The sequence below is a fragment of the Geodermatophilus sp. SYSU D00684 genome (assembly GCF_054050455.1).
In genome coordinates this window covers 155,064-178,772 of record NZ_JBJGZI010000001.1, presented here as the reverse complement: position 1 = coordinate 178,772, position 23,709 = coordinate 155,064, and the positions used below count along the sequence as shown (strand labels likewise).

25 protein-coding genes are annotated in these 23,709 nt (G+C 75.4%); 18 read left to right on the top strand and 7 right to left on the bottom strand.

Translation table 11 applies throughout. The annotated features are described in order from the left end of the window. Window positions 1-33 precede the first annotated feature (33 nt). Complete coding sequence (locus ACI79L_RS00870) at window positions 34-774, bottom strand: hypothetical protein (protein WP_387989764.1); 741 nt, start codon at window positions 772-774, stop codon at window positions 34-36. 67 nt (window positions 775-841) lie between these two features. On the opposite strand from ACI79L_RS00870, the gene ACI79L_RS00865 reads away from it, so the two are divergent. Both ACI79L_RS00865 and ACI79L_RS00860 read left to right on the top strand, forming a co-directional pair. After that, entirely contained in the window at window positions 842-1,282 is a 441-nt protein-coding gene (locus ACI79L_RS00865) for an NfeD family protein (RefSeq protein WP_456928001.1), read from the top strand. A gap of 78 nt (window positions 1,283-1,360) precedes the next feature. After that, window positions 1,361-2,557, top strand: coding sequence for an SPFH domain-containing protein (locus ACI79L_RS00860; RefSeq protein ID WP_456934952.1), 1,197 nt, complete (start codon window positions 1,361-1,363; stop codon window positions 2,555-2,557). Between the two features lie 37 nt (window positions 2,558-2,594). Here the strand turns inward: ACI79L_RS00860 and ACI79L_RS00855 are convergent, their stop codons facing one another. Both ACI79L_RS00855 and ACI79L_RS00850 read right to left on the bottom strand, forming a co-directional pair. Beyond that, entirely contained in the window at window positions 2,595-3,533 is a 939-nt protein-coding gene (locus ACI79L_RS00855; protein ID WP_456934951.1) for an RNA polymerase sigma factor SigF, read from the bottom strand. A gap of 62 nt (window positions 3,534-3,595) precedes the next feature. Next, the gene (locus ACI79L_RS00850) at window positions 3,596-4,093 is read right to left on the bottom strand and encodes an ATP-binding protein (RefSeq protein ID WP_456927997.1); all 498 of its coding nucleotides are present in this window, start codon (window positions 4,091-4,093) and stop codon (window positions 3,596-3,598) included. Window positions 4,094-4,342: 249 nt separating this feature from the next. On the opposite strand from ACI79L_RS00850, the gene ACI79L_RS00845 reads away from it, so the two are divergent. Both ACI79L_RS00845 and ACI79L_RS00840 read left to right on the top strand, forming a co-directional pair. Beyond that, complete coding sequence (locus ACI79L_RS00845; protein WP_456934950.1) at window positions 4,343-6,178, top strand: SpoIIE family protein phosphatase; 1,836 nt, start codon at window positions 4,343-4,345, stop codon at window positions 6,176-6,178. Between the two features lie 54 nt (window positions 6,179-6,232). Then, entirely contained in the window at window positions 6,233-7,243 is a 1,011-nt protein-coding gene (locus ACI79L_RS00840) for a DNA topoisomerase IB (RefSeq protein ID WP_456934949.1), read from the top strand. Window positions 7,244-7,304: 61 nt separating this feature from the next. Here ACI79L_RS00840 and ACI79L_RS00835 read toward each other — a convergent pair whose 3' ends face one another. Both ACI79L_RS00835 and ACI79L_RS00830 read right to left on the bottom strand, forming a co-directional pair. After that, window positions 7,305-7,703, bottom strand: coding sequence for an STAS domain-containing protein (locus tag ACI79L_RS00835; protein WP_110907395.1), 399 nt, complete (start codon window positions 7,701-7,703; stop codon window positions 7,305-7,307). 263 nt (window positions 7,704-7,966) lie between these two features. Continuing rightward, on the bottom strand, window positions 7,967-8,506 hold the full coding sequence (locus ACI79L_RS00830) for a hypothetical protein (RefSeq protein WP_456934948.1): 540 nt from the start codon (window positions 8,504-8,506) through the stop codon (window positions 7,967-7,969). A 156-nt stretch (window positions 8,507-8,662) separates the two neighbouring features. On the opposite strand from ACI79L_RS00830, the gene ACI79L_RS00825 reads away from it, so the two are divergent. The 8 genes from ACI79L_RS00825 to ACI79L_RS00790 all read left to right on the top strand — a co-directional run bounded on the left by ACI79L_RS00825 (window position 8,663) and on the right by ACI79L_RS00790 (window position 16,950). Then, the gene (locus ACI79L_RS00825) at window positions 8,663-9,268 is read left to right on the top strand and encodes a DUF1360 domain-containing protein (RefSeq protein WP_456934947.1); all 606 of its coding nucleotides are present in this window, start codon (window positions 8,663-8,665) and stop codon (window positions 9,266-9,268) included. Window positions 9,269-9,406: 138 nt separating this feature from the next. Then, window positions 9,407-10,366: a non-homologous end joining protein Ku gene (gene ku, locus ACI79L_RS00820; RefSeq protein WP_456934946.1), complete on the top strand. Its 960-nt coding sequence runs from the start codon at window positions 9,407-9,409 to the stop codon at window positions 10,364-10,366. 9 nt (window positions 10,367-10,375) lie between these two features. Continuing rightward, a complete protein-coding gene (ligD, locus tag ACI79L_RS00815; protein WP_456934945.1) occupies window positions 10,376-11,359 on the top strand; it encodes a non-homologous end-joining DNA ligase in 984 nt (327 codons plus the stop codon). Between the two features lie 10 nt (window positions 11,360-11,369). Further along, window positions 11,370-12,290, top strand: coding sequence for a non-homologous end-joining DNA ligase (gene ligD / locus ACI79L_RS00810; RefSeq protein WP_456927989.1), 921 nt, complete (start codon window positions 11,370-11,372; stop codon window positions 12,288-12,290). A 45-nt stretch (window positions 12,291-12,335) separates the two neighbouring features. Beyond that, window positions 12,336-13,220 (top strand): formyltetrahydrofolate deformylase, encoded by an 885-nt coding sequence (purU, locus tag ACI79L_RS00805; protein WP_456934944.1) that lies wholly within the window; start codon window positions 12,336-12,338, stop codon window positions 13,218-13,220. A 104-nt stretch (window positions 13,221-13,324) separates the two neighbouring features. Then, the gene (locus tag ACI79L_RS00800; RefSeq protein WP_456927987.1) at window positions 13,325-13,825 is read left to right on the top strand and encodes a Fur family transcriptional regulator; all 501 of its coding nucleotides are present in this window, start codon (window positions 13,325-13,327) and stop codon (window positions 13,823-13,825) included. Further along, window positions 13,822-15,486 (top strand): catalase, encoded by a 1,665-nt coding sequence (locus ACI79L_RS00795; RefSeq protein WP_456934943.1) that lies wholly within the window; start codon window positions 13,822-13,824, stop codon window positions 15,484-15,486. The genes ACI79L_RS00800 and ACI79L_RS00795 overlap by 4 nt, the downstream gene beginning before the upstream one ends. A gap of 156 nt (window positions 15,487-15,642) precedes the next feature. Continuing rightward, window positions 15,643-16,950, top strand: a complete 1,308-nt coding sequence (locus tag ACI79L_RS00790) for an MFS transporter (RefSeq protein ID WP_456934942.1) — start codon at window positions 15,643-15,645, stop codon at window positions 16,948-16,950. Here the strand turns inward: ACI79L_RS00790 and ACI79L_RS00785 are convergent. Both ACI79L_RS00785 and ACI79L_RS00780 read right to left on the bottom strand, forming a co-directional pair. Beyond that, window positions 16,947-17,900: a proteasome assembly chaperone family protein gene (locus tag ACI79L_RS00785; protein WP_456927984.1), complete on the bottom strand. Its 954-nt coding sequence runs from the start codon at window positions 17,898-17,900 to the stop codon at window positions 16,947-16,949. The genes ACI79L_RS00790 and ACI79L_RS00785 overlap by 4 nt on opposite strands. An 85-nt stretch (window positions 17,901-17,985) precedes the next feature. Further along, entirely contained in the window at window positions 17,986-19,347 is a 1,362-nt protein-coding gene (locus ACI79L_RS00780; RefSeq protein ID WP_456934941.1) for an AI-2E family transporter, read from the bottom strand. A gap of 78 nt (window positions 19,348-19,425) precedes the next feature. Here ACI79L_RS00780 and ACI79L_RS00775 point away from each other — a divergent pair, with 78 nt between their 5' ends. The 6 genes from ACI79L_RS00775 (at window position 19,426) to ACI79L_RS00750 (ending at window position 23,708) form a co-directional block, all read left to right on the top strand. After that, window positions 19,426-19,890: a PPOX class F420-dependent oxidoreductase gene (locus ACI79L_RS00775; protein ID WP_456934940.1), complete on the top strand. Its 465-nt coding sequence runs from the start codon at window positions 19,426-19,428 to the stop codon at window positions 19,888-19,890. Window positions 19,891-19,951: 61 nt separating this feature from the next. Further along, window positions 19,952-20,494, top strand: a complete 543-nt coding sequence (locus ACI79L_RS00770; RefSeq protein WP_456934939.1) for a hypothetical protein — start codon at window positions 19,952-19,954, stop codon at window positions 20,492-20,494. 68 nt (window positions 20,495-20,562) lie between these two features. Beyond that, a complete protein-coding gene (locus ACI79L_RS00765; RefSeq protein WP_456934938.1) occupies window positions 20,563-21,102 on the top strand; it encodes a hypothetical protein in 540 nt (179 codons plus the stop codon). Between the two features lie 47 nt (window positions 21,103-21,149). Then, window positions 21,150-21,917, top strand: coding sequence for a dienelactone hydrolase family protein (locus ACI79L_RS00760; protein WP_456934937.1), 768 nt, complete (start codon window positions 21,150-21,152; stop codon window positions 21,915-21,917). Beyond that, the gene (locus tag ACI79L_RS00755) at window positions 21,914-22,312 is read left to right on the top strand and encodes an ankyrin repeat domain-containing protein (RefSeq protein ID WP_456934936.1); all 399 of its coding nucleotides are present in this window, start codon (window positions 21,914-21,916) and stop codon (window positions 22,310-22,312) included. The genes ACI79L_RS00760 and ACI79L_RS00755 overlap by 4 nt, the downstream gene beginning before the upstream one ends. A 70-nt stretch (window positions 22,313-22,382) precedes the next feature. After that, window positions 22,383-23,708, top strand: a complete 1,326-nt coding sequence (locus tag ACI79L_RS00750; protein WP_456934935.1) for an AI-2E family transporter — start codon at window positions 22,383-22,385, stop codon at window positions 23,706-23,708. Window position 23,709: the final 1 nt, after the last annotated feature.

Genomic DNA, 23,709 nt, shown 5'->3' with positions numbered 1-23,709 from the left:
GACCGTAGCGGCGGCGGCCCGCCCGGAGTGCCGCTACGGGCGCGGGACCGCGTTGTAGGCGGCGACGGTCGCCTCGCGGACGGCGGTGGCCAGCGGGCGCAGCGCCTCGTCGCGGGCGGCGGCCTGGCCGTGGGTGACCGCGCCGCCGGGGGCGTCGGTGAGCGCCAGGTCCAGCACCCGCGCCAGCCGCTGCGCCCGGGCGAGCACCGAGGAGGCCAGCGGGTCGGTGTCCGGCGGCAGCTCCGGGGCGCGGGCGCTGCCCAGCCCGGCCAGCAGCGCGGGCACCTCGGGGTTCCAGCGGGCGAGGTCCAGGGCGGCGAGGGTGCGGGCGGCGTCGCCGACGGCGAGGTCCAGCGCCCCCGAGACCGCGCGCAGCGAGCCCTCGACCGGCGGCGGCGCGGGCGGGACGCCGGTCAGGTCGACCGCCGTCCACGCGGTGACCTCCGGGCCGAGGTCCTCCGGCACCAGCGCGACGGCGTCGCCGACCGCGACCTGCCCCGCCTCCAGCGCCAGCGCGGCCAGACCGGGCGCGGACGGCACCCCCCGGACGTCGCCGGGCACCGGCAGCACCAGCCGCAGCCGGCGCTCGCCCAGGCCGCGCAGCGCGGTCAGCGCCCAGCCGAGGGGGACGGCGCCGGCGGTGCCGGGCAGGCCGGTGACCCGGTGGGCGCGGTCGTCGGTCAGCGCGTCGAGCGCGTCGTCGTAGGAGGCGCGGCCGGACAGCCACGCGGTCGCCCAGACGGCGAACCGGCCCGCGGGGAGGTCGTGGAGCACCCAGCGAGGCTACGTCGGCCGCGATCCGGGGGCCCGGGGACGGCCGGTGGTCTGGGAGACTGGGGACGTGGCTGCGTGGGTGCTCTGGCTGGTCGCCTCGGGCCTGTTCGTCGCGGGCGAGGTGGCCAGCCTCGACCTGGTCCTGCTGATGTTCGCCGGCGGCGCGCTGGGCGGGGCCGTGGTGGCGCTGGCGGGCGGGTCGCTCGCCTTCCAGATCGTGGCGTTCATCGCCGTCTCGGTGTTCCTGCTGGCGAGCGTGCGGCCAGCGGCGAAGGCGCACCTGGAGAGCCGGACGCCCCGGCACGTCGACGGCGTGCAGGCCCTCGTCGGCCGCACCGCCACGGTGACCCGCGAGGTCGGTCGGTCCAGTGGCCGCATCCGGGTGGGCGCCGACGAGTGGACCGCCCGCACCGACTACGGCGACGGCACCTTCCCCGTCGGCGCCACGGTGCGGATCATGCAGGTCGACGGGGCGACCGCCGTGGTCGGCGAGGCGCTCGAGCTCTGAGCCCCGCGCGCCGGGGCAGTGACCCCGGGTGCCACCCGGGGGATGATCACAGCGGGACCCGACCCGAGGAGCGCCGCCGTGACCCCTGCCCTGATCGCACTGATCGTCGTCGCCCTGCTGGTGGTGCTCGTCGTCGCGAAGAGCGTGACGATCGTCCCGCAGGCGCAGGCCAAGGTGGTGGAGCGGCTCGGCCGTTACAGCCGCACGCTCTCCCCGGGCCTGTCGCTGCTCGTGCCGTTCGTCGACCGGGTGCGCGCCACGGTCGACCTGCGGGAGCAGGTCGTCTCGTTCCCGCCCCAGCCGGTGATCACCGCCGACAACCTGCAGGTCGGCATCGACACCGTCGTCTACTTCCAGGTCACCGACCCCCGGCTGGCGGTGTACGGCATCGCGAACTACATCACCGGCATGGAGCAGCTGACCACGACGACGCTGCGCAACGTCGTCGGCGGGCTCAACCTCGAGCAGTCGCTGACCGGCCGCGACGGCATCAACAGCCAGCTGCGCGAGGTGCTCGACGGCACCACCGGCCCGTGGGGGCTGCGGGTGGCGCGGGTGGAGATCAAGGCGATCGACCCGCCGCCGTCGATCCGCGACTCCATGGAGAAGCAGCTGCGCGCCGACCGCGACAAGCGGGCGATCATCCTGCAGGCCGAGGGCGCCCGGCAGTCGGCGATCACCACCGCCGAGGGGCAGAAGGCCGCCGCGATCCTGTCGGCCGAGGGGAAGAAGCAGTCCGCGATCCTCGAGGCGGAGGCGGAGCGGCAGAGCCGGATCCTGCGGGCCGAGGGCGAGCGGGCGGCGCTGTACCTGCAGGCGCAGGGGCAGGCCAAGTCGATCGAGACGGTGTTCCGGGCGATCCACGAGGGCCGGCCCGACCAGGGCGTGCTGGCCTACCAGTACCTGCAGACGCTGCCGCGGATCGCGCAGGGCGACGCGAACAAGATGTGGATCGTCCCCAGCGAGTTCAGCCGCGCGCTGGAGGGCCTGGCGAAGCTCGGCGGCGCCGACGGCGACGGCCGGTCGTTCCTCGACGTCCCGCCGCCCGCCGACGGGGCCCCTGCCGGCGGCGGGCTGGACACCAGCGGCTGGTTCGAGTCGCAGCTGCCGCCGGCCGCCGAGCAGCCGGAGGCGAAGATCGAGCTGCGCAGCATCGCCGACGCCGGACCGGCGCTGCCGGCCCCCGAGCTGCCGCCCACGACGTCGCTGGCGCGGGCGGCGGAGGAGGAGGCCGCGCACGGCGGGACCCCCGACGCCGGGCGGCCGCAGGGCTGACCCGGGCGACCGGGACGGCCGCCCCGCGGGGCCTCGCTCAGTCCTTGAGCAGGCCCTCGCGGAGCTTGGCCAGGGTCTGGCTCAGCAGCCGGGACACGTGCATCTGGGAGATGCCGATGTCGGCGGCGATCTGCGACTGGGTCATGTTCCCGAAGAACCGCAGGATGAGGATGCGGCGCTCCCGGGCGGGGATGGTGGCCAGCAGCGGCTGCAGCGACTCGCGGTACTCCACGCCCTCCAGCGCCGCGTCCTCCTCGCCGAGGGTGGCCGCGAGCGTGGGGGAGTCGTCCTCGCCGGAGAGCCGCTCGTCGAGCGAGCTGCTGCGGTAGGCGTTGGCCACCGCCAGGCCCTCGAGGACCTCCTCGCGCGGGATGCCCAGGTGCTCGGCCAGCTCCGACGGCGTCGGGGCGCGGCCGTTCTTCTGCGCCAGCTCGCCGACGGCGGAGTTCAGCGACAGGTGGAGCTCCTGCAGCCGCCGCGGCACCCGCACCGACCAGCCCTGGTCGCGGAAGTGCCGCTTGATCTCCCCGGTGATGGTGGGGACGGCGAAGGAGAGGAACTCCACCCCGCGGGTCGGGTCGAACCGGTCGATCGCGGCGATCAGGCCGAGCGTGCCGACCTGCAGCAGGTCGTCGAACGGCTCGCCGCGGTTGCTGAACCGGCGGGCGAAGTGGCGGACGAGGGGCAGGTGCTCCTCGACCAGGATCTCGCGCAGCCGCTCCCGCCGCGGGTCGTCCTTCTCCAGCGTGGCCAGCTCGGCGAACAGCGGCGCGGTCCGCTCGGCGCGCCGCCGGTTGTCCGAGACCGGCGGGCTGTCGCCCTCGCGGGCACCGGCGGTCCGGGCGGCGCCGGGCCCGGCGTCGTCCTCGCTGTCGGTGTCCTCGCTGTCGGAGTCCTCGGTGTCCTCGGTGTCCTCGCTGTCGGTGTCCTCGGCCTCGACGTCCTCGGCCCGGTCGGCCGGGTCCGGGGCGTTCACCGGCGGATCGTCGTGCAGGGCGTCCTCCTCGACGGAGGCCCGGGGACCGGCGGTCGCCGGCGTCACGGGGCCACCGAGTCGTCGCTGCCCGCGGAGCCGACCAGCTGCGCCGGCCGCTGCCCGGGCAGGTACTTGTCCATGGAGATGACCGCCACCGCGCCCTCACCGCCGTCGCCGGCCGGAACCTCCCGCTGGGAGGCCGGCCGGCCCTCGACGTTGTCCGCCAGCGTCTGCAGCACCGCCCAGCCGAAGCCGTCGCGGGGGACGTCGGTCCCCTCGGCGGTGGGCACCCACGCGTCGATGTGCAGCCCGGCCCGGGTGGTCTCGAAGACCACCGTCAGGGGCGCGTCGCCGAGCGCGATCGCCGCGAGCGTGGCGCAGGCCTCGTCCACCGCCAGCCGCAGGTCCTCGACCGAGTCCAGGTCGTAGTCCATGCGGATGGCCAGGTCACCGGCCATCGCCCGCACCGCGGGCAGCTGGGTCGGCGTGGTCGGCACGCGCAGCTCCAGCCGTTCCGCGCGCCGCCCGTCCTGGGCGAGGGCACCCCTCGAGTCCGCCATGCGTGGTCCGCTCCTCATCAGTACGTCCGGCCGCGGCCGGTCTGCTCCGCAGGTGTCCGGGGCCGCGGCGCCCGGTCCCATCCTGCCCCGCTCGCGGGTCCGCGGTGCGCGCGGGGCGGGAGCGGGAGGCGACCGGGCCGTGTCCCAGCGGGACGGACTACCCGTGACCGGCGCGTCGGCAAACACCGTGTGCCGACGGGGTCGCGCGCGGTTGCCGGGGCACCGGCCCTGTGGTCTGTTGGTCCCCGGATGAACGCCAGCCAGGGCAGTCTGCCGCCGGGGCCCCGTCCCGCCGAGGACGAGGGCCCGGCCGCGCTGGTGGCCGCGCTGGAGGACGCGCCGTCGGCTCTGTGGTTCGTCGCCGGGCCCGGCCCGCGGACGCTGTGGGCCAACGCCCGCGCCCGCACGCTGGGACCCACCCCGCACGACCTGCCCGTCGTCGGCGACCAGGCGGTCGCCGACGTCGTCGCCGACGTCCTGCGCACCGGCCGGCCGGTGACCCTCTCCGGCGTCCTGGCCGGCGACGGCCCGGAGGTCACGGTGGCCGTGCAGCCCCTGGCCGCCGGCGCCGAGCCCGGGGCGGTCCTCGTCCTCGAGAGCGGCGACGAGGGCCCGGCGCCCGGGGACGTCGTGGGACAGGCGCAGCACTCGCTGCTGCCGCCGTCCCTGCCGCTGCTGCCCGACGTGCGGCTGTCGGGCAGCTACCACCCGGCCAGCTCCGACCGCGCCGCCGGCGGCGACTGGTACGACGCCGTGTCCCTGGGCCACGGCCGGCTGGCGCTGGTCATCGGCGACGCCGTCGGCTCCGGGGTGCCGGCCGCCGCCGCGATGAGCCGGCTGCGCGGGGCGATGCGCTCCAGCGCGCTGCGCGACCCCGCCCCCGCCGCGGTGCTCGCCGCCCTCGACGACTTCGCCGGCCAGATGGACGACGTCCAGGGCGCCTCGGTGTTCTACGCGGTCCTGGACGCGGCCACCGGCGCGCTGACCTACGCCGCCGCCGGGCACCCGCCGCCGCTGCTGGTGGAGGCCGACGGGCGCACGACCCGCCTGCCGGTCGAGGCGCGGCCGCCGCTGGGCACGGTGCGCGGCGCGGCCACCCCGGTGGCCTCGGCCCGGCTGGAGCGGGGCGCCACCCTGGTCCTCTACTCCGACGGCGCGGTGGCCGCCGCCGGCCCGCCGCCCGCCGCGGGCCTGGACCGGCTCACCGCGGTCGCCCGGGCCGCGCTGGCCGACCCCGAGGGCCTCGACGGCGACGCGGCGGCCGGGCTGGCCGCCACCATCGCCGCCGGGATGCTCACCGGCGGCGGCCGCCCCGACGACGTCGCCGTGCTCGTGGCGCACCGCCGCGCGCGGTCGGTGGAGGCGCTGCGGCTGGACCTGCTGGCGGTGCCCGCGTCGCTGCCCGCCGTGCGCCGGCGGCTGAGCGCGTGGCTCACCGCGCTGGGCATGGGCGAGCAGGACCGGGTGGGCGTCATGGTCGCGGTGGGGGAGGCCTGCGCCAACGCGGCCGAGCACGCCTACCGGGACACCGAGCCCGGCCCGATGCAGGTCACCGCCGCGGTCGACGTCGACGGCGTGCTCACCGTGACCGTGCACGACGAGGGCACCTGGCGCCCGCCGGACCGCGACCCCGGCGACCGCGGCCGCGGGCTGCTGATCATGCGCCAGCTGGTCGACGGGATGGTCGTGCGCGGCGAGCACGGCACCACGGTCACCCTGCGCACGCGGCTGCGGCAGACGCCGGACGAGCAGCCCGAGCACCCGGTGGGCGGCAGCGGCGCGACCGTCGTCGTCGACCGGGAGGGCGCCGATCCGGTGGTGCGCGCCGCCGGCGACGTCGACCTGGTCAGCGCCGAGCAGCTCCGCATCCGGCTGCTCGAGGCCAGCCACGGCGGCACCGTCCGGGTGGAGCTGGACCTCACCGCGGTCACGCTGTTCAGCAGCGCGGCGGTGCGGGTGGTGCTCGCCGTCGCCGCGATCGCCGAGGCCGAGGGGTGGCGGCTGGTGGTGCACGCGCCCGACGGCGGCGTCACCCGGCACATCCTCGAGGTGAGCGGACTGCAGCGGCTGGTCGAGCTGCGCTGACCCCGGCCGGGGACGGTCCGTTTACGGGACCGGCGTGGTGCGCATCCACAGCGCGTGAGACTCCGGCGCAGCGACGTGCACGGCCGCGGCTGGACCCGCCGCCGGGCCGGTCGCGGCTTCTCCTACCGCGACGAGCACGGCCAGCCGATCCGGGACCCGGAGCGGCTGGACCGGATCCGGTCGATCGCGATCCCGCCGGCCTGGAAGGACGTGTGGATCTGCCCGTGGCCCAACGGGCACATCCAGGCCACCGGGCTCGACGCGGCCGGCCGCCGCCAGTACCGCTACCACGACGCCTGGCGGGCGCGGCGGGACGCGGAGAAGCACGAGCGGGTGCTGGCCATCGCCTCCGAGCTGCCCGAGGTCCGCGACCGGGTGGCCGAGGCGCTGCGCACCCGCGGGCCCAACCGGGAGCGGGTGCTCGCCTGCGCGCTGCGGCTGCTGGACCTCGGGACCTTCCGCATCGGCAGCGAGGAGTACGCGGAGGAGAACGGCACCTACGGCCTGGCCACGCTGCGCCGCGAGCACGTGACCGTGCGCGGGGAGCGGACGTTCTTCCGGTACACCGCGAAGGGCGGCATCGAGCGGGAGGTGGAGATCACCGACCGGCCGACGGCGACCGTCGTCCGGAACCTGCTCGAGCGGCCCGACGACGCCGGCGAGGAGCTGCTGGCCTACCGGCTCGACGACGGCACCTGGCACGACGTGACCAGCGACGAGATCAACGCCTACCTCAAGGAGGTCAGCGGCGCGGAGATCACCGCCAAGGACTTCCGCACCTGGAACGCCACGGTGATGATGGCCGCCGCCCTGGCCGAGCAGCCGCCGCCGACGAGCCGGACGGCGCGGAACCGGACGATCCGCGAGGCCTACGTGCGGGTCTCCGAGCGGCTCGGCAACACCCCGGCGGTGTGCAAGGCCAGCTACGTCGACCCGCGGGTGGTCGACCGGTACGAGAACGGGGAGACGGTGGCCGACGCGCTGGGCGACCTGGCCCGCGCCGACGACGACCGCGAGGCGCAGAAGGTGCTCGAGCAGGCGGTGTGCCGGCTGCTGACGGCGTAGCTGCCCCGGAAGCCGACGAGGCCCCGCCGGAGCGGGGCCTCGTCGCGGGTGGTGCGGAGGGTCAGCGGGCGCTGCTGTCCACGATGGTGAACAGGTCGATCAGGCCGGTGACCTCCAGCGGGCGGGTGACCGCCCGGGTGGTGGCGACCAGGCGCAGCTCGACGTCCCGGGACTTCGCCGACTTCTGGGTCTCGACCAGCACGGCCAGACCGGCGGAACCCAGGAACTGGACCCCCGACAGGTCGATGACCAGCTCGCGGGGCTGCTGCTCGAGCTGGGTGTCCAGCGAGGAGCGCAGCACCGGGGCGGTGAAGGTGTCGACCTCGCCGACGACCGTCACCGTGACCGCGCCGTCCTCACCGGTGGAGGTGGAGAGCGTGATCACGTCGTCGAAGGGTGCCTCCGTGCCCTCGGTGGACACGTCGTGCTGCCCCCCGGCGGGCAGGTCGGATGCGGTCACGGACACAGCTCCTCTCAGTGGCCACGCCGAGTGGTGCGGCCACCGGTCAATCTACCGCCGGATGCCGCGGAGGTGTCGTCGCCCCCGGACGGACCGGCGTTTGCAGTGGACACGTCGGAGGCGGTCGGCCGGCCGGCGTGCGCGGCTGCCTGCTCAACCGCATTTACAACGTAGACAACCCGGTCGCCGCACGCCAACCAGCCCGGGCGAGCGCGTGGCGGCGCTCACCCGGGCCGGTGACGGAACGGCTCTGGAGAGTGGTGTCAGGTGTTCTCGACGACGTGCACCGCCGCCTCCTCGGGCCCCTCCCCGCCGACCACCGGATCGAGCGCCGCCTCGACGTCGTCGGCGGTGCGGTTGGTGCCGGAGTCCGTGTCCGGGGTGGTGTCGTAGTCCTGCTCGAGCTGCCCGATGCCACGGCTCGGGTCCTCGGCGGGGCGCACGTCGGGGACGTCGTCGGCGATCTCCTCCTCCAGGCGGCCGGACAGCGACTTCCCCTCCTGCTGCTCGAGGGCCGTCGTCCCGAACCCGACGGTCGCGTGGCTCTCCCGGTCGCCCGGCTCGGGGGCGAACTGCGGGTCCTCGGACCGCTGCATGGTCGGGAAGTCGTCCTGCGAGACGTCGGGGACGCCGTTGTCCTCGGGGAACACGTCACGAGCGGTCTGTCCCTCGGGACCGGTGGCTCCGGTGTCGCCGCGGACGTCGTCGCGCGTCCCGGTCAGACCCCGCTCGTCGTCGGGGAACTCGGCGTCGTTCTGCGCGGAGTGGACCGCCCCGCTGTCGTTCGGCTCCGGCTGGGTCATCGGGCGTTCCTCTCTCTCGGGCCGCCGGACGGTGCCCCCGGCGGCGGACTGCCCTCCCGCCTACCCGCCTCCCGGGAAGCCATGCGGCGGCGGGACGTGACGCGACCGGCCGGGCCGGCGGCATGGCGCACCGGCCGCGGGGGTAGCGGGAGCCGCATGGCGATCCCCGACGAGGTGGCGCGCATCGGGCAACCGGTGCGCCGCTGGGCGAACGAGCAGGCGCGCGGCTACGCCGGCGACGAGGGCCGGCCCCTCGGCGGGTTCCTCGGCGCGATGAGCGTGTACAGCGCCGCGGTGACCGCCGGCGTGGCGGTGGTCCGCGCCTCCGGCCGGGAGCTGCCCAGCCGGATCCCGCTCGGCGACGCCGTGCTGCTCACCATCGGCACGTTCCGGCTGGCCCGGCGGATCGCCAAGGACCCGGTCACCAGCCCGCTGCGCGCGCCGTTCGCCCGGTTCCAGGGCGCGTCGGGCGAGGCGGAGCTCGCCGAGGACCTGCGGGTGGAGCACGGCTGGAAGCACGCCGTCGGCGAGCTGGTCACCTGTCCGTTCTGCCTGGCGCAGTGGGTGGGCACCGCGTTCGTCTTCTCCTACGTCGCCGCGCCGCGGGCCACCCGGCTGGCCGCGCTGACCATGACGATGGTGGCCGGCTCCGACGTCCTCCAGTTCGCCTACGACGCGCTGCAGAGCAGTGTCACCGGCGGCGGCCCGGAGGACGATGGCGGTCAGGACGACACGTCCGGCCGGCACGCAGAAGAGGACTGAGCACAACAGGAGCGAGAGGAGCGCCCGCTTCCCCCGGGCGGAGGAGATCACCAGCGACCGCACTGCCGGGGCGCCGGCCCGCACCTATCCTGCGGGCCGCGCCGCCCGACGGTCGCGGAGCCCGGGAAGGGGAGTGACATGCGCTCGATCTGGCGCGGCGCGGTCTCGTTCGGCCTGGTCAGCATCGGGGTGAAGCTCTACACCGCGACCGAGGACAGGGACGTCCGCTTCCACCAGGTGCACGCCGTCGACGGCGGGCGGGTCAAGTACAAGCGGATCTGCTCGATCGACGGCGAGGAGGTCGAGTACGGCGACATCGCCAAGGGCTACGAGCTGCCCGACGGCCAGCTGGTGGTCCTGACCGACGACGACCTCGCCGAGCTGCCGCTGGCGACCCGGCGGGAGATCGAGGTCCTGCAGTTCGTCGACCAGGCGGAGATCGACCCGATCCAGTTCGAGAAGACCTACTACCTGGAGCCCGACGGCCCGGCCACCCGCCCCTACGTGCTGCTGCGCGACGCGCTGGAGAACACCGGCCGGGTCGCGATCACCAAGATCGCGCTGCGGCAGCGGGAGTCGCTGGCGGCGATGCGGGTCCGCGACGGCGTCCTGGTGCTGCACACCATGCGCTGGCCCGACGAGATCCGCCGTCCCGACTTCGGCTTCCTCGACGAGGACGTCTCGGTCCGGCCGCAGGAGCTGCAGATGGCCGAGGCGCTGATCACCTCGATGAGCGGCGACTTCGACCCGGGCGAGTTCACCGACGACTACCGCGAGGCGATGACCGCGCTGCTCGAGGCGAAGCAGACCGGCGGCGACGTGCAACCGGTGCCCGAGACCGCCGACCCCGGCGCGGCCGTCGTCGACCTGATGAGCGCGCTGCGGCGCAGCGTCGAGCGCGCCCGCGGCGGTGCCGCCGACGAGGACGAGGCGCCCGCGGAGACGGCGCCGGCGCGCAGGCCCGCCAAGAAGACCGCGGCGAAGAAGGCGCCCGCGAAGGAGGCGGCCGAGGAGGCGCCGGCCCGCACCACCCGCGCGCGCAAGGTCACGGCGGCCAAGAAGGAGCCGGCCAAGCGCACGTCCCGCCGCAGCGCCTGACCCACCCGGATGGTCCGTCCCGCCCTGCCCGGGCCGCCGGTGCCGACGCCGATGCTCGCCGTCGCCGGCGCGCTGCCGGCCGACGACGCCGCGTGGGGCTACGAGTTCAAGTGGGACGGTGTACGGGCGCTCGCGGCGGTCCGCGACGGCCGGGTGGATCTCTGGGCGCGCAGCGGCACCCTCCTGACCGACCGTTATCCCGAACTCAGCCGCCTGCCGGACGCCCTGGCCGGCGTCGACGCCGTCCTGGACGGCGAGCTCGTGGCCCTCGACCGGCTGGGCCGGCCGGACTTCGGCCTGCTGCAGAACCGCATGCACCGCACCGGCGGCCCGGAGGTCGCCCGCCTCGCGGCCGCGGCGCCGGTCACCTACCTGGTCTTCGACCTGCTGACCGCCCGCGGCCGCAGCCTGCTCGACCTGCCCTACGCGCAGCGCCGGGAGCGCCTGGACGCGCTCGCCCCGCAGGGGCACCGCTGGGCGGCCACCCCCTGGTTCCGCGGCGGCGGCGCCGACGTGCACGCGGCCAGCCGGGACAACGGGCTGGAGGGCGTGGTCGCCAAGCGGCTGGACTCGCCGTACCGGCCGGGCGCGCGCTCGCCGGAGTGGCGCAAGGTCAAGCACGTCCGGATGCAGAGCGTGGTCGTCGGCGGGTGGCGGCCGGGCAAGGGGAGGCGGGCCGGGGGAGTGGGGTCGCTGCTGGTCGGCGTGCACGACGACGACGGCCGCCTGGTCTACGCCGGGCACGTCGGCACCGGCTTCACCGACGCGGTGCTGCGCGAGCTCGGCGGCCTGCTCACCCCGCGCCGCAGCGCGCCCTTCGCCGGCGCCGTCCCGCGCGACGTGGCCCGCGACGCGCGCTGGGCCGAGCCGGAGCTGGTCGGCGAGGTGGCCTTCGCCGCGTGGACCGCGGACGGCCGGATGCGCCACCCTGCGTGGCGGGGACTGCGCGAGGACCTCGACGTGGACGACGTCGTCGTGGAGTGGTCCCCCTGAGGGGAGCCTGATGGACCGCCAGCGGGTGCGGGTGGAGGGCCGGCAGCTGTCGGTGTCCAACCTCGACAAGGTGCTCTTCCCCGAGGTCTCGTTCACCAAGGCCGCGGTCATCGACTACTACGTGCGGATCGCGCCGGTGCTGCTGCCGCACCTGTCCGGCCGGCCGGTCACCTTCACCCGCTGGCCCGACGGCGTCGAGGGGCAGGCGTTCTTCGAGAAGAACAGCGCCCGGCACGCCCCGGACTGGGTGCGGAAGGTGACCGTCCCGAGCCCCGGCAGCTCCAAGGACCGCGAGGTGCTGGAGATGGTGGTCCTCGAGACCGTCGCCGACCTCGCCTGGGCGGCCAACCTCGCCGCGCTGGAGCTGCACGTGCCGCAGTGGCAGGTGGGCAGCAGGCTGCAGCCGGCGCTGCCGGACCTCCTCGTGCTCGACCTCGACCCGGGCCCGCAGGCCGGCATCGCCGAGTGCTGCGACCTGGCCGAGCGGCTCCGCGTCAAGCTCGTCGCCGACGGCCTGGACCCGGTGGTGAAGACGTCGGGGTCCAAGGGCATGCAGGTCTACGCGCCGATCCGGGTGACCGACCGCGAGCACCCCAGCCGCTACGCCAAGGCGCTCGCGCAGGAGCTCACCGCCGAGACGCCCGACCGCGTCGTCTGGCGGATGGAGAAGGTGCTGCGGCCGGGCAAGGTGCTCGTCGACTGGAGCCAGAACAACCCGGCCAAGACGACGGTCGCCCCGTACTCGCTGCGCGCCCGCCCCGACGCCCCGGTGTCCACGCCGATCGGGTGGGACGAGGTGGACGCCGTCCGGGACGGCGCCGACCCCGCCGAGCTGCGCTTCCGCACCGAGGAGGTGCTCGCCCGGGTGGAGGAGTACGGCGACCTGTTCGACGTCGCCGCCCGCACCCGCGCCCGGCTGCCCGCCGTCTGACCCCGGTGAGCGGCGGAAATGGCCATTTCTGCCACCATGCCGGGCGTGTCCGCCGCCCCGATCGCGCACGACCCCGCCACCGCCGACGTCGGGCGGCTGGTGGTCCGCTGTCCCGACCGCCCGGGCATCGTCGCGGTGCTGTCCCGGCTGCTGGCCGACGTCGGCGCGAACATCACCGAGTCCCAGCAGCACTCCTCGGACCCGACCGGCGGGGTGTTCACCCTGCGGCTGGAGTTCGTGCTGCCCGGGCTGGCCGCGCGCCGGAGGCAGCTCGAGGGCGCGCTGGAGCTGCTCGCCGCGCAGTGGCAGCTGACCTGGCGGCTGTCCGAGGCCGCGCGCCGGCCGCGGCTGGCGGTGTTCGTGTCGAAGACCGACCACGTGCTGCAGGAGCTGCTCTACCGGGTCCGCGCCGGTGACCTGCGCGCCGACATCACCGCCGTCGTCTCCAACCACCCCGATCTCGAGCCGGTGGCCGCGGCCGCCGGGGTGCCCTTCCACCACGTGCCGGTGACGCCGGCGACCAAGGCCGAGGCCGAGGCGCGGGCGCTGGAGCTGGTCGGCGAGGTCGACCTGGTGGTGCTCGCCCGCTACATGCAGATCGTCTCGGCGGACTTCTGCAGCCGCTTCCCCGAGCGGCTGATCAACATCCACCACAGCTTCCTGCCGGCCTTCGTCGGGGCGAACCCCTACCAGGCGGCGCACGACCGCGGCGTGAAGCTGATCGGCGCGACGGCGCACTACGTCACCCCCGAGCTCGACGCCGGCCCGATCATCGAGCAGGAGGTGGCGCGCGTGGACCACCGCGCCACCGTCGAGGACATGCGCCGCATCGGCCGGTACGTCGAGCGCCAGGTGCTCGCGCAGGCGGTGACCTGGCACGTGGAGGAGCGCGTCGTCGTCGAGGGCGACCGCACCATCGTCTTCGCCTGAGGCGTGTGTTCCTGGCCACCCGGGTACCGGTGGACCGGCGGGAGCTCCACCCGGCACGTGTGTTGATTTGACTGACTAAAGAAAAGCGGGTTGGGTGGGCCCCGATGGAGACGACGTGGGCGCCGCGGCTGCGCGACGCCGGGCTGCGGGTCACCCGGCCCCGGCTCGCGGTCCTCGACGCCCTCGCCGCCCATCCGCACGCCGACGCGGACACGCTGGTCACGGTGGCCCGCCAGGCACACCCCACGCTCTCGCCGCAGGCGGTGTACGGCGTCCTCAAGGCGCTGGTCGCCGTCGGGCTGGCCCGCCGGGTCGAGCCCGCCGGCGCGCCCGCGCTGTACGAGGTCCGCGTGGGGGACAACCACCACCACCTGGTCTGCCGCTCGTGCGGCGCGGTCGCCGACGTCGACTGCACCGTGGGCGCGGCGCCGTGCCTGGTCCCGTCGGACACGGCCGGCTTCGTCGTCGACGAGGCCGAGGTCGTGTTCTGGGGCCTGTGCCCCGTCTGCCAGGGCGCCGGCCACCCGGCCGCCGTCCCCGGCCCGTCCGTCCGGGTCCGTTCCGCGGCCGGACAGCACCACACCCGAGGAGAGGCAGGAGCATGACCGACGTCGCATCGCAGGGCCCGGCCCCGAGCGAGGCCGACCGCCCGGTCCTGACCAACCGTCAGGGCCACCCGGTCTACGACAACCAGAACCAGCGGACGGTGGGCGCACGCGGCCCGGCGACGCTGGAGAACTACCAGTTCCTCGAGAAGATCAGCCACTTCGACCGGGAGCGGATCCCCGAGCGCGTCGTGCACGCGCGCGGCATCACCGCGTTCGGCTACTTCGAGGCCGACGGCACCGTCGGCGACGAGCCGATCAGCCGGTACACCCGCGCCAAGCTGTTCCAGGAGAAGGGCAAGCGCACCGACGTCGCGCTGCGGTTCTCCACCGTGGCCGGTGGCCGCGACTCCTCGGAGTCCGCGCGCGACCCGCGCGGGTTCGCCGTGAAGTTCTACACCGAGGAGGGCAACTGGGACCTCGTCGGCAACAACCTCGGCGTCTTCTTCATCCGGGACGCCATCAAGTTCCCCGACTTCATCCACTCGCAGAAGCCGGACCCGGTCACCTTCGAGGCGAACGTCGCCGAGCGGGCGTTCGACTTCTTCAGCCAGACCCCCGAGGCCATGCACATGATCTCGCTGGTCTTCAGCCCGCGGGGCACGCCGGCCAGCTACCGGCACATGCAGGGCTTCGGCGTGAACACCTACAAGTGGGTCAACGACCAGGGCGAGACCGTCCTGGTCAAGTACCACTGGTACCCGAAGCAGGGCGTCAAGTCCTGGACCGCCGCGGACGCCTCGGCCGCGCAGGCCAAGAGCCTCGGCACCCACACCAAGGACCTGCACGACGCCATCGCCGCCGGTGACTTCCCGTCGTGGGACCTCTACGTCCAGATCATGAGCGACGACGAGCACCCGGAGCTGGACTTCGACCCGCTCGACGACACCAAGGTCTGGCCCGAGGAGCTGTTCCCGGTCCGCAAGGTCGGGACGATGACGCTCGACCGGATGCCGGTGGACAACTTCACCGAGAACGAGCAGATCGCGTTCGGCACCGGTGTGCTGGTCGACGGCCTGGACTTCTCCGACGACAAGATGCTCGTCGGCCGGACGTTCTCCTACTCCGACACCCAGCGCTACCGGGTGGGCCCGAACTACCTGCAGCTGCCGGTGAACGCGCCGAAGGCGCGGGTGGCCACCAACCAGCGCGACGGCCAGATGGCCTACGGCGTGGACCGGGCCGAGGGCACCAACCCGCACGTGAACTACGAGCCGTCGATCCTCGGCGGCCTGCGGGAGGCGCAGTACCCGACGCACGACGAGCAGGGCCCGGTCATCACCGGCCGGCTCACCCGCAAGCGGATCCCGCGCACGAACGACTACGCGCAGGCCGGCGAGCGCTACCAGCTCTCGGAGCAGTGGGAGAAGGACGACCTGGTGCAGAACCTGGTCGACGCCCTCTCGCAGTGCCGCCGCGAGATCCAGGAGCGGATGGTCTGGCACTTCTTCATGTGCGACGACGAGTGGGGCCAGCGGGTCGGCGACGGCCTGGGCATCACCGCCGACGACGTCCGCGGCCTGGAGCCGCTGCAGACGCAGACCCTCACCGAGGAGGAGCTGCAGCGCGCCGCCAACCTCGGCAAGAACGGCCCGCGCGACGTCACGGGCCACCAGATGACGCACTGCGTGCCCAACGAGCACGTCACCGTCGAGGCCTGACGACCTCAGCGCAGCGGGCCGCGTCCGGGGACCCCGGGCGCGGCCCGCTGTCGTGTCGGGCCGGGGTGCTTCCGCTGGGCGGGAGCCGATTGGGACGCGACGCCGGTCACTCCTACCGTCGGGCGACCGCCGACGCCCTCGCCGTGGAGGACTCCGATGAGCTCGACCCCCGTCCGCCCGACGACGCCCGGCGCCGCGGCCCGCGCCACCGGGTGGGTCGCGCCGCTGTGCTGGATCGCGGTGCTGCTCGACGGCTTCGACCTGGTCGTCGTCGGGACCGTCGTCCCCACGCTGTCGCAGCCGGAGGAGTTCGCCCTCACCGGCACCGGCGCCACCGCGGTGATCACCATCGGCCTGGTCGGCATGATGATCGGCGCGCTGACCATCGGCACGCTCACCGACCTGGTCGGCCGCCGCAAGGCGCTGATCGGCGCCGTGGCGTCCTTCTCGCTGTTCACCCTGCTGTGCGCGTTCGCGCCCAACGAGGTCGTCTTCGGGGTGCTGCGCTTCCTCGCGGGCCTGGGCCTGGGCGGCTGCCTGCCCACGGCGATCGCCATGGTCAACGAGTTCACCCGCGCCGGGCGCAGCGGCCGGGCCACCACGACGATCATGACCGGCTACCACGTCGGCGCCGTGGCCACCGCGGCGCTGGCCATCGTGGTCATCCCGTCGCTGGGCTGGCGGTGGATGTTCGTCATCGGCGCGGCCCCGGCCCTGGTGCTCGTCCCGCTGATGATCGCGCGGCTGCCGGAGTCGGCGTCCTTCCTGCAGGCCGCCGGCCGGCGGGCGGAGGCCGAGGAGGTGGCCCGCCGGTACGGGCTGGAGCTGGAGAGCACCGCGGGCCCGGCGTCGGCCGGCGCGCCCGCCGGTGCCACCTCGACCGTCCGCGCGCTGTTCACCGGCGGGTTCGCCCGCAACACCGTGGCCCTCGGCGTGACCTCGTTCATGGGGCTGCTGCTGGTCTACGGCCTGAACAACTGGCTGCCGACGATCATGCGCGAGGCCGGCTACGACCTCGGCAGCTCGCTGGCGTTCCTGCTGGTGCTCAACGTCGGCGCGATCGTCGGCCTGCTGGTGGCCGGCACGGTCGCCGACCGCATCGGCGCCCGCACCGCCGGGATGATCTGGTTCGCCTCCGGCGCGCTGTTCCTGGCGCTGCTGTCGGTCGAGCTGCCCACCGTGGGCCTCTACCTGATGTGCTTCCTCACCGGCTGCTTCGTCTTCTCGGCGCAGGTGCTCGTGTACGCGTTCACCAGCGCCAACCACCCGCCGGCCGTGCGCGCCACCGCGCTGGGCTGGTCGGCGGGGGCCGGCCGGGTGGGCGCCATCGTCGGGCCGGTGATCACCGGGGCCCTGGTGACGGCGGGCATCGCCTTCCCGTGGGGCTTCTACGTGTTCGCCGTCGTCGGCGCGCTGGGCGCGGTGGCCCTGAGCGTCACCCGGACCCGGCGCCCCGCGCGCTAGTCGCCGCGACCGCGGCGGTCCTGCTCGGCGAGGAAGCGCTCGAACTCCGCGCCGATCTCGTCGCCGCTGGGCACCTCGCCGGCCCCGCCGAGCAGGTCCTCGCCCTCGCGGGCGGCGGCGAACTGGTCGTACTGCTGCTCCAGCGCGGCCACGACGGCGGTGTTGTCGGCGGAGCGGGCGATCTGCTCGTCGACCTCGGTGCGGTGCTGCTGGGCCGCCTCGCGCAGCGTCTCGGTGGGCAGCAGCAGGCCGGTGAGCCGGCCCAGGTGCTCGAGCAGGGTGAGCGTCGCGGCCGGGTAGCTGGCCTGCGCCAGGTAGTGCGGCACGTGCGCGGCCACCCCGAGGGCGTCCACGCCAGCCTCGCCCAGGCGCAGCTCCAGCAGCGCCGGGGCGCTGCCCGGGACACGCAGCTCGCCCCAGTAGACGGGGTAGGACTCGATCAGCTGCCGGCGCGTGGCGTGCGCGGTGACCGTCACCGGCCGGGTGTGCGGCACCGGCATCGGGATGGCCTGCAGCGCCACGACCGAGGTCACCCCGAGCCGCTCGACCACCCCGGCCACGGCGGCGGCGAAGCCCTCCCACCGGTAGTCCGGCTCGGGCCCGTGCAGCAGCAGGAACGGCTCGCCGGCGTCGTCCTCCAGCGCCGAGAGCACGATCTCCGGCGCGGTGAAGTCCTCGTAGTGGTCGCCGTTGAACGTCATCCGCGGCCGGCGGGCGCGGTAGTCCACCAGCAGGTCGGCGTCGAACCGCGCGACGGTGCGGTGCGGCAGCGAGGCCAGCAGGTGCGAGGCGGCGAGCTGGGCGGACGAGGCGGCGTCGAAGTCGCCCGCCAGGGCGTGCACGAGCACCAGGCCGCGCCGCTGCGCGGCGCCGGTGACCGCCTCCTCGGCGGCGAGGAACGGATCGGCCTCGGGAGTGAGCTCGACGAGCTCCTCCGGTCGCTGCGCCACGGGGGCACCTCCTGCTGGTCGGACGCCGGCTGATCGGACGTCGTCAGAGGACAGCGACGGCGGCCCGGCCGGCATTCCCGTCCGGTCAGGCCGGCGGCGCGGGGGAGCGGGTCAGGACGGCGCCGTCGTCGTCGCCGGCCACCTGGTGCCGGGTGCCGTCGTCGGCGACCTCGGGATGGCGGCCGTCGAGCGCGTCGCGGGTGTACCGGTAGACGACGGCGATCAGCGCGGCCACCGGCACCCCGAGGAAGGCGCCGACGATCCCGGCCAGGCTGCCGCCGGCGGTGACGGCGAGGATGACCACCGCGGCGTGCAGGTTGAACCCGCGGCCCTGGATGATCGGCTGCAGCACGTTGCCCTCGATCTGCTGCACCAGCAGCACGATCCCGAAGACGATCAGCGCCACCGTGAAGCCCTCGTCGACCAGGGCGATCAGCACCGCGAAGGCGCCGGCGACGAACGCACCGATGATCGGGATGAACGCGCCGAAGAAGGTCAGCACGGCCAGCGGGATGACCAGCGGCACGTCGAGGATCCACAGCCCCAGGCCGATGAAGAAGGCGTCGACGAAGCCGACGAGGGCCTGCTGCTTGATGAACTCCGACAGGGTCGTCCAGGTCTTCTGCGACAGCGCGGCCACGTGCGGGGCGGCCTTCGGCCCGGTCTGCGCGGCCAGCCACGGCACCCAGCGCGGCCCGTCCTTGACGAAGAAGAACGCCAGCACCAGCGCGAGCACCAGGTTGATCAGCCCGTTGCCGACGGCGGAGGCGCCGGTGGCCGCGTAGCCCGCGATGTTCGACGCGTTGTTCTGGACCGAGTCGATGGCCTGGTCCACGTACTGGCCCAGCTGCTCCTCGTCGATGTCCAGCGGCGGGCCCTGCAGCCAGTCCTGGACCTGCTGCAGGCCGCTGGTGAACTGGTCGGCGAGCTCGGTGACCTGGTCGGCGACCTGCGGGGCGATGACCGCGATCAGCCCGCCGATGAGCCCGAGGAACAGCAGCAGCACGACCGCCGCGGCCAGGGCGGGGGGCCAGCCGTGCCGGCGCAGGAACCGGGTGGGCGGCCACAGCACGGTGGCGAACAGCAGGCCGAGGATGACCGGCAGCAGGATGACCCACAGCTTGCCGAGGACCCAGCCGATCACCACCAGCGCCGCGCTGATGAGCAGCAGCTGGGCGGAGGCGATGGCGAGGGTGCGGGTGGCCGACACGGCGCGCTCGCCGCGCTGCCAGGCCGGGGCGGGGGCCGCCGTGGCGTCGTGGTCGGCGGCGCGCGGGTCGCGCGGGCCGCCCTCGCCGGTGAGCGTGGGGGTGGTGCGCTCGTCGCCGACCGGCCCGGCGCCGGACCCGTCGTCGGCCGCGCGGTCACGGGCCGCGGCGCCGCCGGCGGCGGACGCGCCACCACCGGCCGGGGCGTCGTCCCGGCGTCCGGACAGGCGGAACCTCATGGTCACATCGCACCACGGATCACCGCGGACCACCGCCCGACCGCTGGTGGGGCGCGGGCCGCGGCTAGCGTCGGGGACGTGCCCAGGACCGCCAGAGCCGACCGGGTCGAGCGCGCCGAGCTGCTCGACTTCCTCCGCCCACGGCACCGCGCGGTGCTGCTCACCCGGCGCCGCGAGGGCGGGGTGCAGCTGTCCCCGGTGACCTACGGCGTCGACGCCGAGGGCCGGGTCGTCGTCAGCACCTATCCGCAGCGCGCCAAGGTGCGCAACGCCCGCCGCGACCCCGCCGTCTCCCTCTGCGTCCTGTCCGACGACTGGGACGGCGCGTGGGTGCAGGTGGACGGCCGCGCCGAGGTGCTGGACCTGCCGGAGGCGCTGGAGCCGCTGGTCGAGTACTTCCGGTCGATCAGCGGCGAGCACCCCGACTGGGACGAGTACCGCGCCGCGATGGCCCGGCAGGGCAAGTCGCTGCTGCGGATCACGATCGAGCGCTGGGGCCCGGTGGCCACCGGCGGCTTCCCGCCCGAGCTGACGCAGGACTGACCGGCGCGCCGGGCAAGCCCAGGAGCTTGCACCCGGTCCGGCCGGCGGCAACGCTGCGCGCGTGTCCCTGGCCGTCGCCTGCGCCCCGCTGACCGCGGGCCCCGCCGCCGGCAGGCCCCCGGCGGTCCTCGGGGCCGGCGCGCGGGCGGTGGGGGAGGGCTGGGCGGCGGTCCTCGACGACCCCCCGGCCGCGGTGGACGCGGTCGTCGCGCTGGTGCGGGAGGGCGGCCGGCGGATCGGCGTCGGCGCGGCGCCGGCCGGTCCCGGCGACGCCCCGGTGGTGCTCGCCGCGCGCCGCGCCCTGGAGGCCGCCGGGCGCCGCCCGGCCCGGCTGGCCGTGCGCGGGTCCGACGCCGAGGCGGCCGCCGACGCGCAGGCGGTGCTCACCGCGCTCGCCGTCCTGCTCGCCCGCCGCAGCGCCGCGGCCTGGGCCGCCGTCGACCTGGTCGCGGCCGGCGCCACCCGGGCCGCCGCGGCCGCCGAGCTCGGCGTCTCCCGGCAGGCGGTCGCGCAGCGGCTGGCCGCCGGGTCCTGGGAGCTGGAGCAGGAGCTGCGCCCGGCCGCCGCGCGGCTGCTCACCCGCGCCGGCCGGCCGCCCGGATGAGGGACGCCGCCGCGCGCGGTGATCACCGGTCCCGGAGGATGGGGACGTCCCGTCCCGCAGGAGGTCCCGTGTCCGAACCCGTGCAGCCGCTGCGCAACGCCGAGCTCCTCGGCGTCTACGTCAACGACCACCTCGCCTCGGCCACCGGCGGCATCGAGCTGGTCGGCCGGATGCTGGGCGTGCACCGCGGCTCGCGCTGGGAGGCGCCGCTGACCCAGCTGCTCGGCGAGCTGCGCGAGGAGAAGTCCTCGCTGCTGGCCACGGCCCGGGCGCTCGGCATCCCGGTGCGGCAGTACAAGCAGCTCGGCGTGTGGCTGGCGGAGAAGGTCACCCGCGCCAAGCTCAACGGCCGGCTGCTGTCCCGCTCGCCGCTGTCGGACCTCGTCGAGTTCGAGTTCCTCGCCTCCGGGGTGCGCGCCAAGCGCAGCGGCTTCGAGACGCTGCGGATCGTCGCCGAGGCCGACGACCGGCTGGACCGGGCCGAGCTCGACCGGCTCATCGACCAGGCGCACCGGCAGTACGCGTGGCTCACCGACGCCCGCCGCGAGGTCGCCGCCGCCGTCTTCGGCGGCCGGGCGGGGGCCGCCGAGCGCACCGGCGGCGTCTGACCCGGGTCCCTCGCGCGGTGCCCGGCACGGCCTGGTAGCACAGGGCCATGTGCCACGACCCCGCCAGCCGCCCGCCCGCCCCGCCGCGCTCGGGGGAGGTCGGCGACCGCGGCCTCACCGTCCTCACCGCGGCCGACGGCACGGAGGTCTCGGCCGCCTGGGCGCTGCCCGCCGACGTCGCGGCCGCACCCGCCGGCGTGGTGGTCCTCCCGGACATCCGCGGGCTGCACCCGTACTACGTCGCGCTCACCGAGCGCTTCGCCGAGGCCGGCGTGCCCGCCGTCGCCTTCGACTACTTCGGCCGGACCGCCGGCACCTGCCCGTCCGGCACCCGCGACGCCGGCTTCGACTGGCAGACGCACGTCCCGCAGACCACGCCCGAGGGGGTCGACGCCGACCTCGCCGCGGCGATCGCCGAGCTGCGCCGGCGCACGCGGCCCGACCTGCCGGTGGTCACCGTCGGCTTCTGCTTCGGCGGCAGCCACTCCTGGCGGCAGTCCGGCGGCGACCTCGACGTCGCCGCCTGCGTGGGCTTCTACGGCCGCCCGGCCATGGTCGGCGACGCCGCCGCGCGGGCCTCGCGCCCGACGCTGATGATCGTCGCCGGCGCGGACGCCGCCACCCCCGTCGAGGACCAGCTCGCCCTCGCGGAGACGATGCGCGCCGCCGGCGCCGACGTCGGGACCGCGGTCTACGACGGCGCCCCGCACTCCTTCTTCGACCGCGCCGCGCCCGAGTGGGAGGAGGCCTGCCAGGACGCCTGGCGGCGGATCCTGGCCCTCGTCGACGGCCTCGGGACGGGGGCGCGGTCGTGAGCGAGCCCATCGACCCCGGCGTCGTCGAGCTGGCCGCGCGGGTCTTCGACCTCGCCCGGTTCGGCCACACCGCGGAGCTGGCCGCCTACGTCGACGCCGGCGTCCCGGTGGACCTCACCAACGACAAGGGCGACACGCTGCTGATCCTCGCCGCCTACCACGACCACCCGGAGACGGTGGCCGCGCTGCTCGAGCGCGGCGCCGACCCGGGCCGGGCCAACGACCGCGGCCAGACGGCGCTGGCCGCGGCGGTGTTCCGCCGCTCGGAGGCCGGCGTGCGGACGCTGCTGGCCGCGGGCGCCGACCCCGACGCCGGCGGGCCGAGCGCCCGCGAGACCGCGGCGTTCTTCGACCTGCCGGAGATGACCGCGCTGCTCGAGGGCCGGTCCGGCTGAGGCTCCCCGCGGGAGCCGCACCGCCGTGACACCCTGGGGCGTCACGGCGCCGTTACGGGGGAGGACGTCCATGGCCGCGCAGTCGCACCTGCCCGAGCCGGGTGCGGAGCGGGCGCGCACCGGGGCCTCCCGGGTGGTCCCCCCGGAGCCCACCGAGCTGCCGGCGGACCTCGCCGACGGACTGCCGCTGGCCACCGACGTCCCTCTCGCGCCGGTCGACGGCGGCCCGGCGCCGGGACCGGCCGGCACCCTCTCCGGTCCCGGCGGGCTGCCCCGCTGGCTGGTGCTGCTGGTCGGCGCCGCGGCCGCGACGATCGCCGTCGCCGGGGTGCGCGAGATCGCCTGGCTGGTCGCGCCGGTGCTGCTCGCGCTCGTCGTCGTCGTGGCGCTCATGCCGGTGCAGCGCTGGCTGCTGCGCCACCACGTGCCGCGCTGGGCGGCGGCCGGCGTCCTGCTGCTGCTCGTGTGGGGCGTGCTGCTCGGCCTCGGGTCGCTGCTGGTGGTCGCGATCGCCCAGTTCGCCGTCCTGCTGCCCGACTACGCCCCGCAGTTCGCGGTGCTGCTCGACGACACGGTGCAGCGGCTCGACGAGGCCGGGCTGTCCTCCACGCAGATCCAGGACCTGGTCGACCGGTTCGACTACGGCCAGCTCGTGGGCCTGGCCACCGACCTGCTCGCCCGGGTCACCGACACCGCCAGCACGCTGGTGCTGCTGCTGTCGGCGATGGTCTTCCTCGCCATCGAGTCCGGCGGGTTCGGCCGCCGGCTGGCGCTGGTCGCCGAGGACCGGCCGCACCTGCCCATCGCCCTGGGCCTGTTCGCCCGCGGCACCCGCAGCTACCTGCTGGTGAGCACGGTGTTCGGCGCGATCGTGGCGGTGGGCGACACCGTCGCGCTGGCGATCCTCGAGGTCCCGCTGCCGGTGCTCTGGGGCCTGCTGTCGTTCATCACCAACTACGTGCCCAACATCGGGTTCGTGCTCGGCGTCATCCCGCCGGCGCTGCTCGGCCTGCTCGCCGGCGGCTGGACCGAGTTCTGGGTGATCATCGTCGTCTACGCGCTGCTCAACTTCGTCGTGCAGACGCTCATCCAGCCCCGCTTCGTCGGCGACTCGGTGGGCCTGTCGATGACGGTCACCTTCCTCGCGCTGCTGTTCTGGGGCTGGGTGCTCGGCGCGCTGGGCGCGCTGCTGGCCATCCCGCTCACGCTGCTGGTGAAGGCGCTGCTGGTCGACGTCGACCCGCGGGGGCACTGGCTGGACGCGCTGCTGCGCGAGGAGCCGAGGGCCCCGCGGACCAGCCGCGCGCGGCAGCGCGCGCAGGCCCGCCGGGCGGCGCTGGCCTCGGTCCGGGCACTGCACCCGCACTGGCCCTCGCGGCGCGGATCCGGGGACTGAC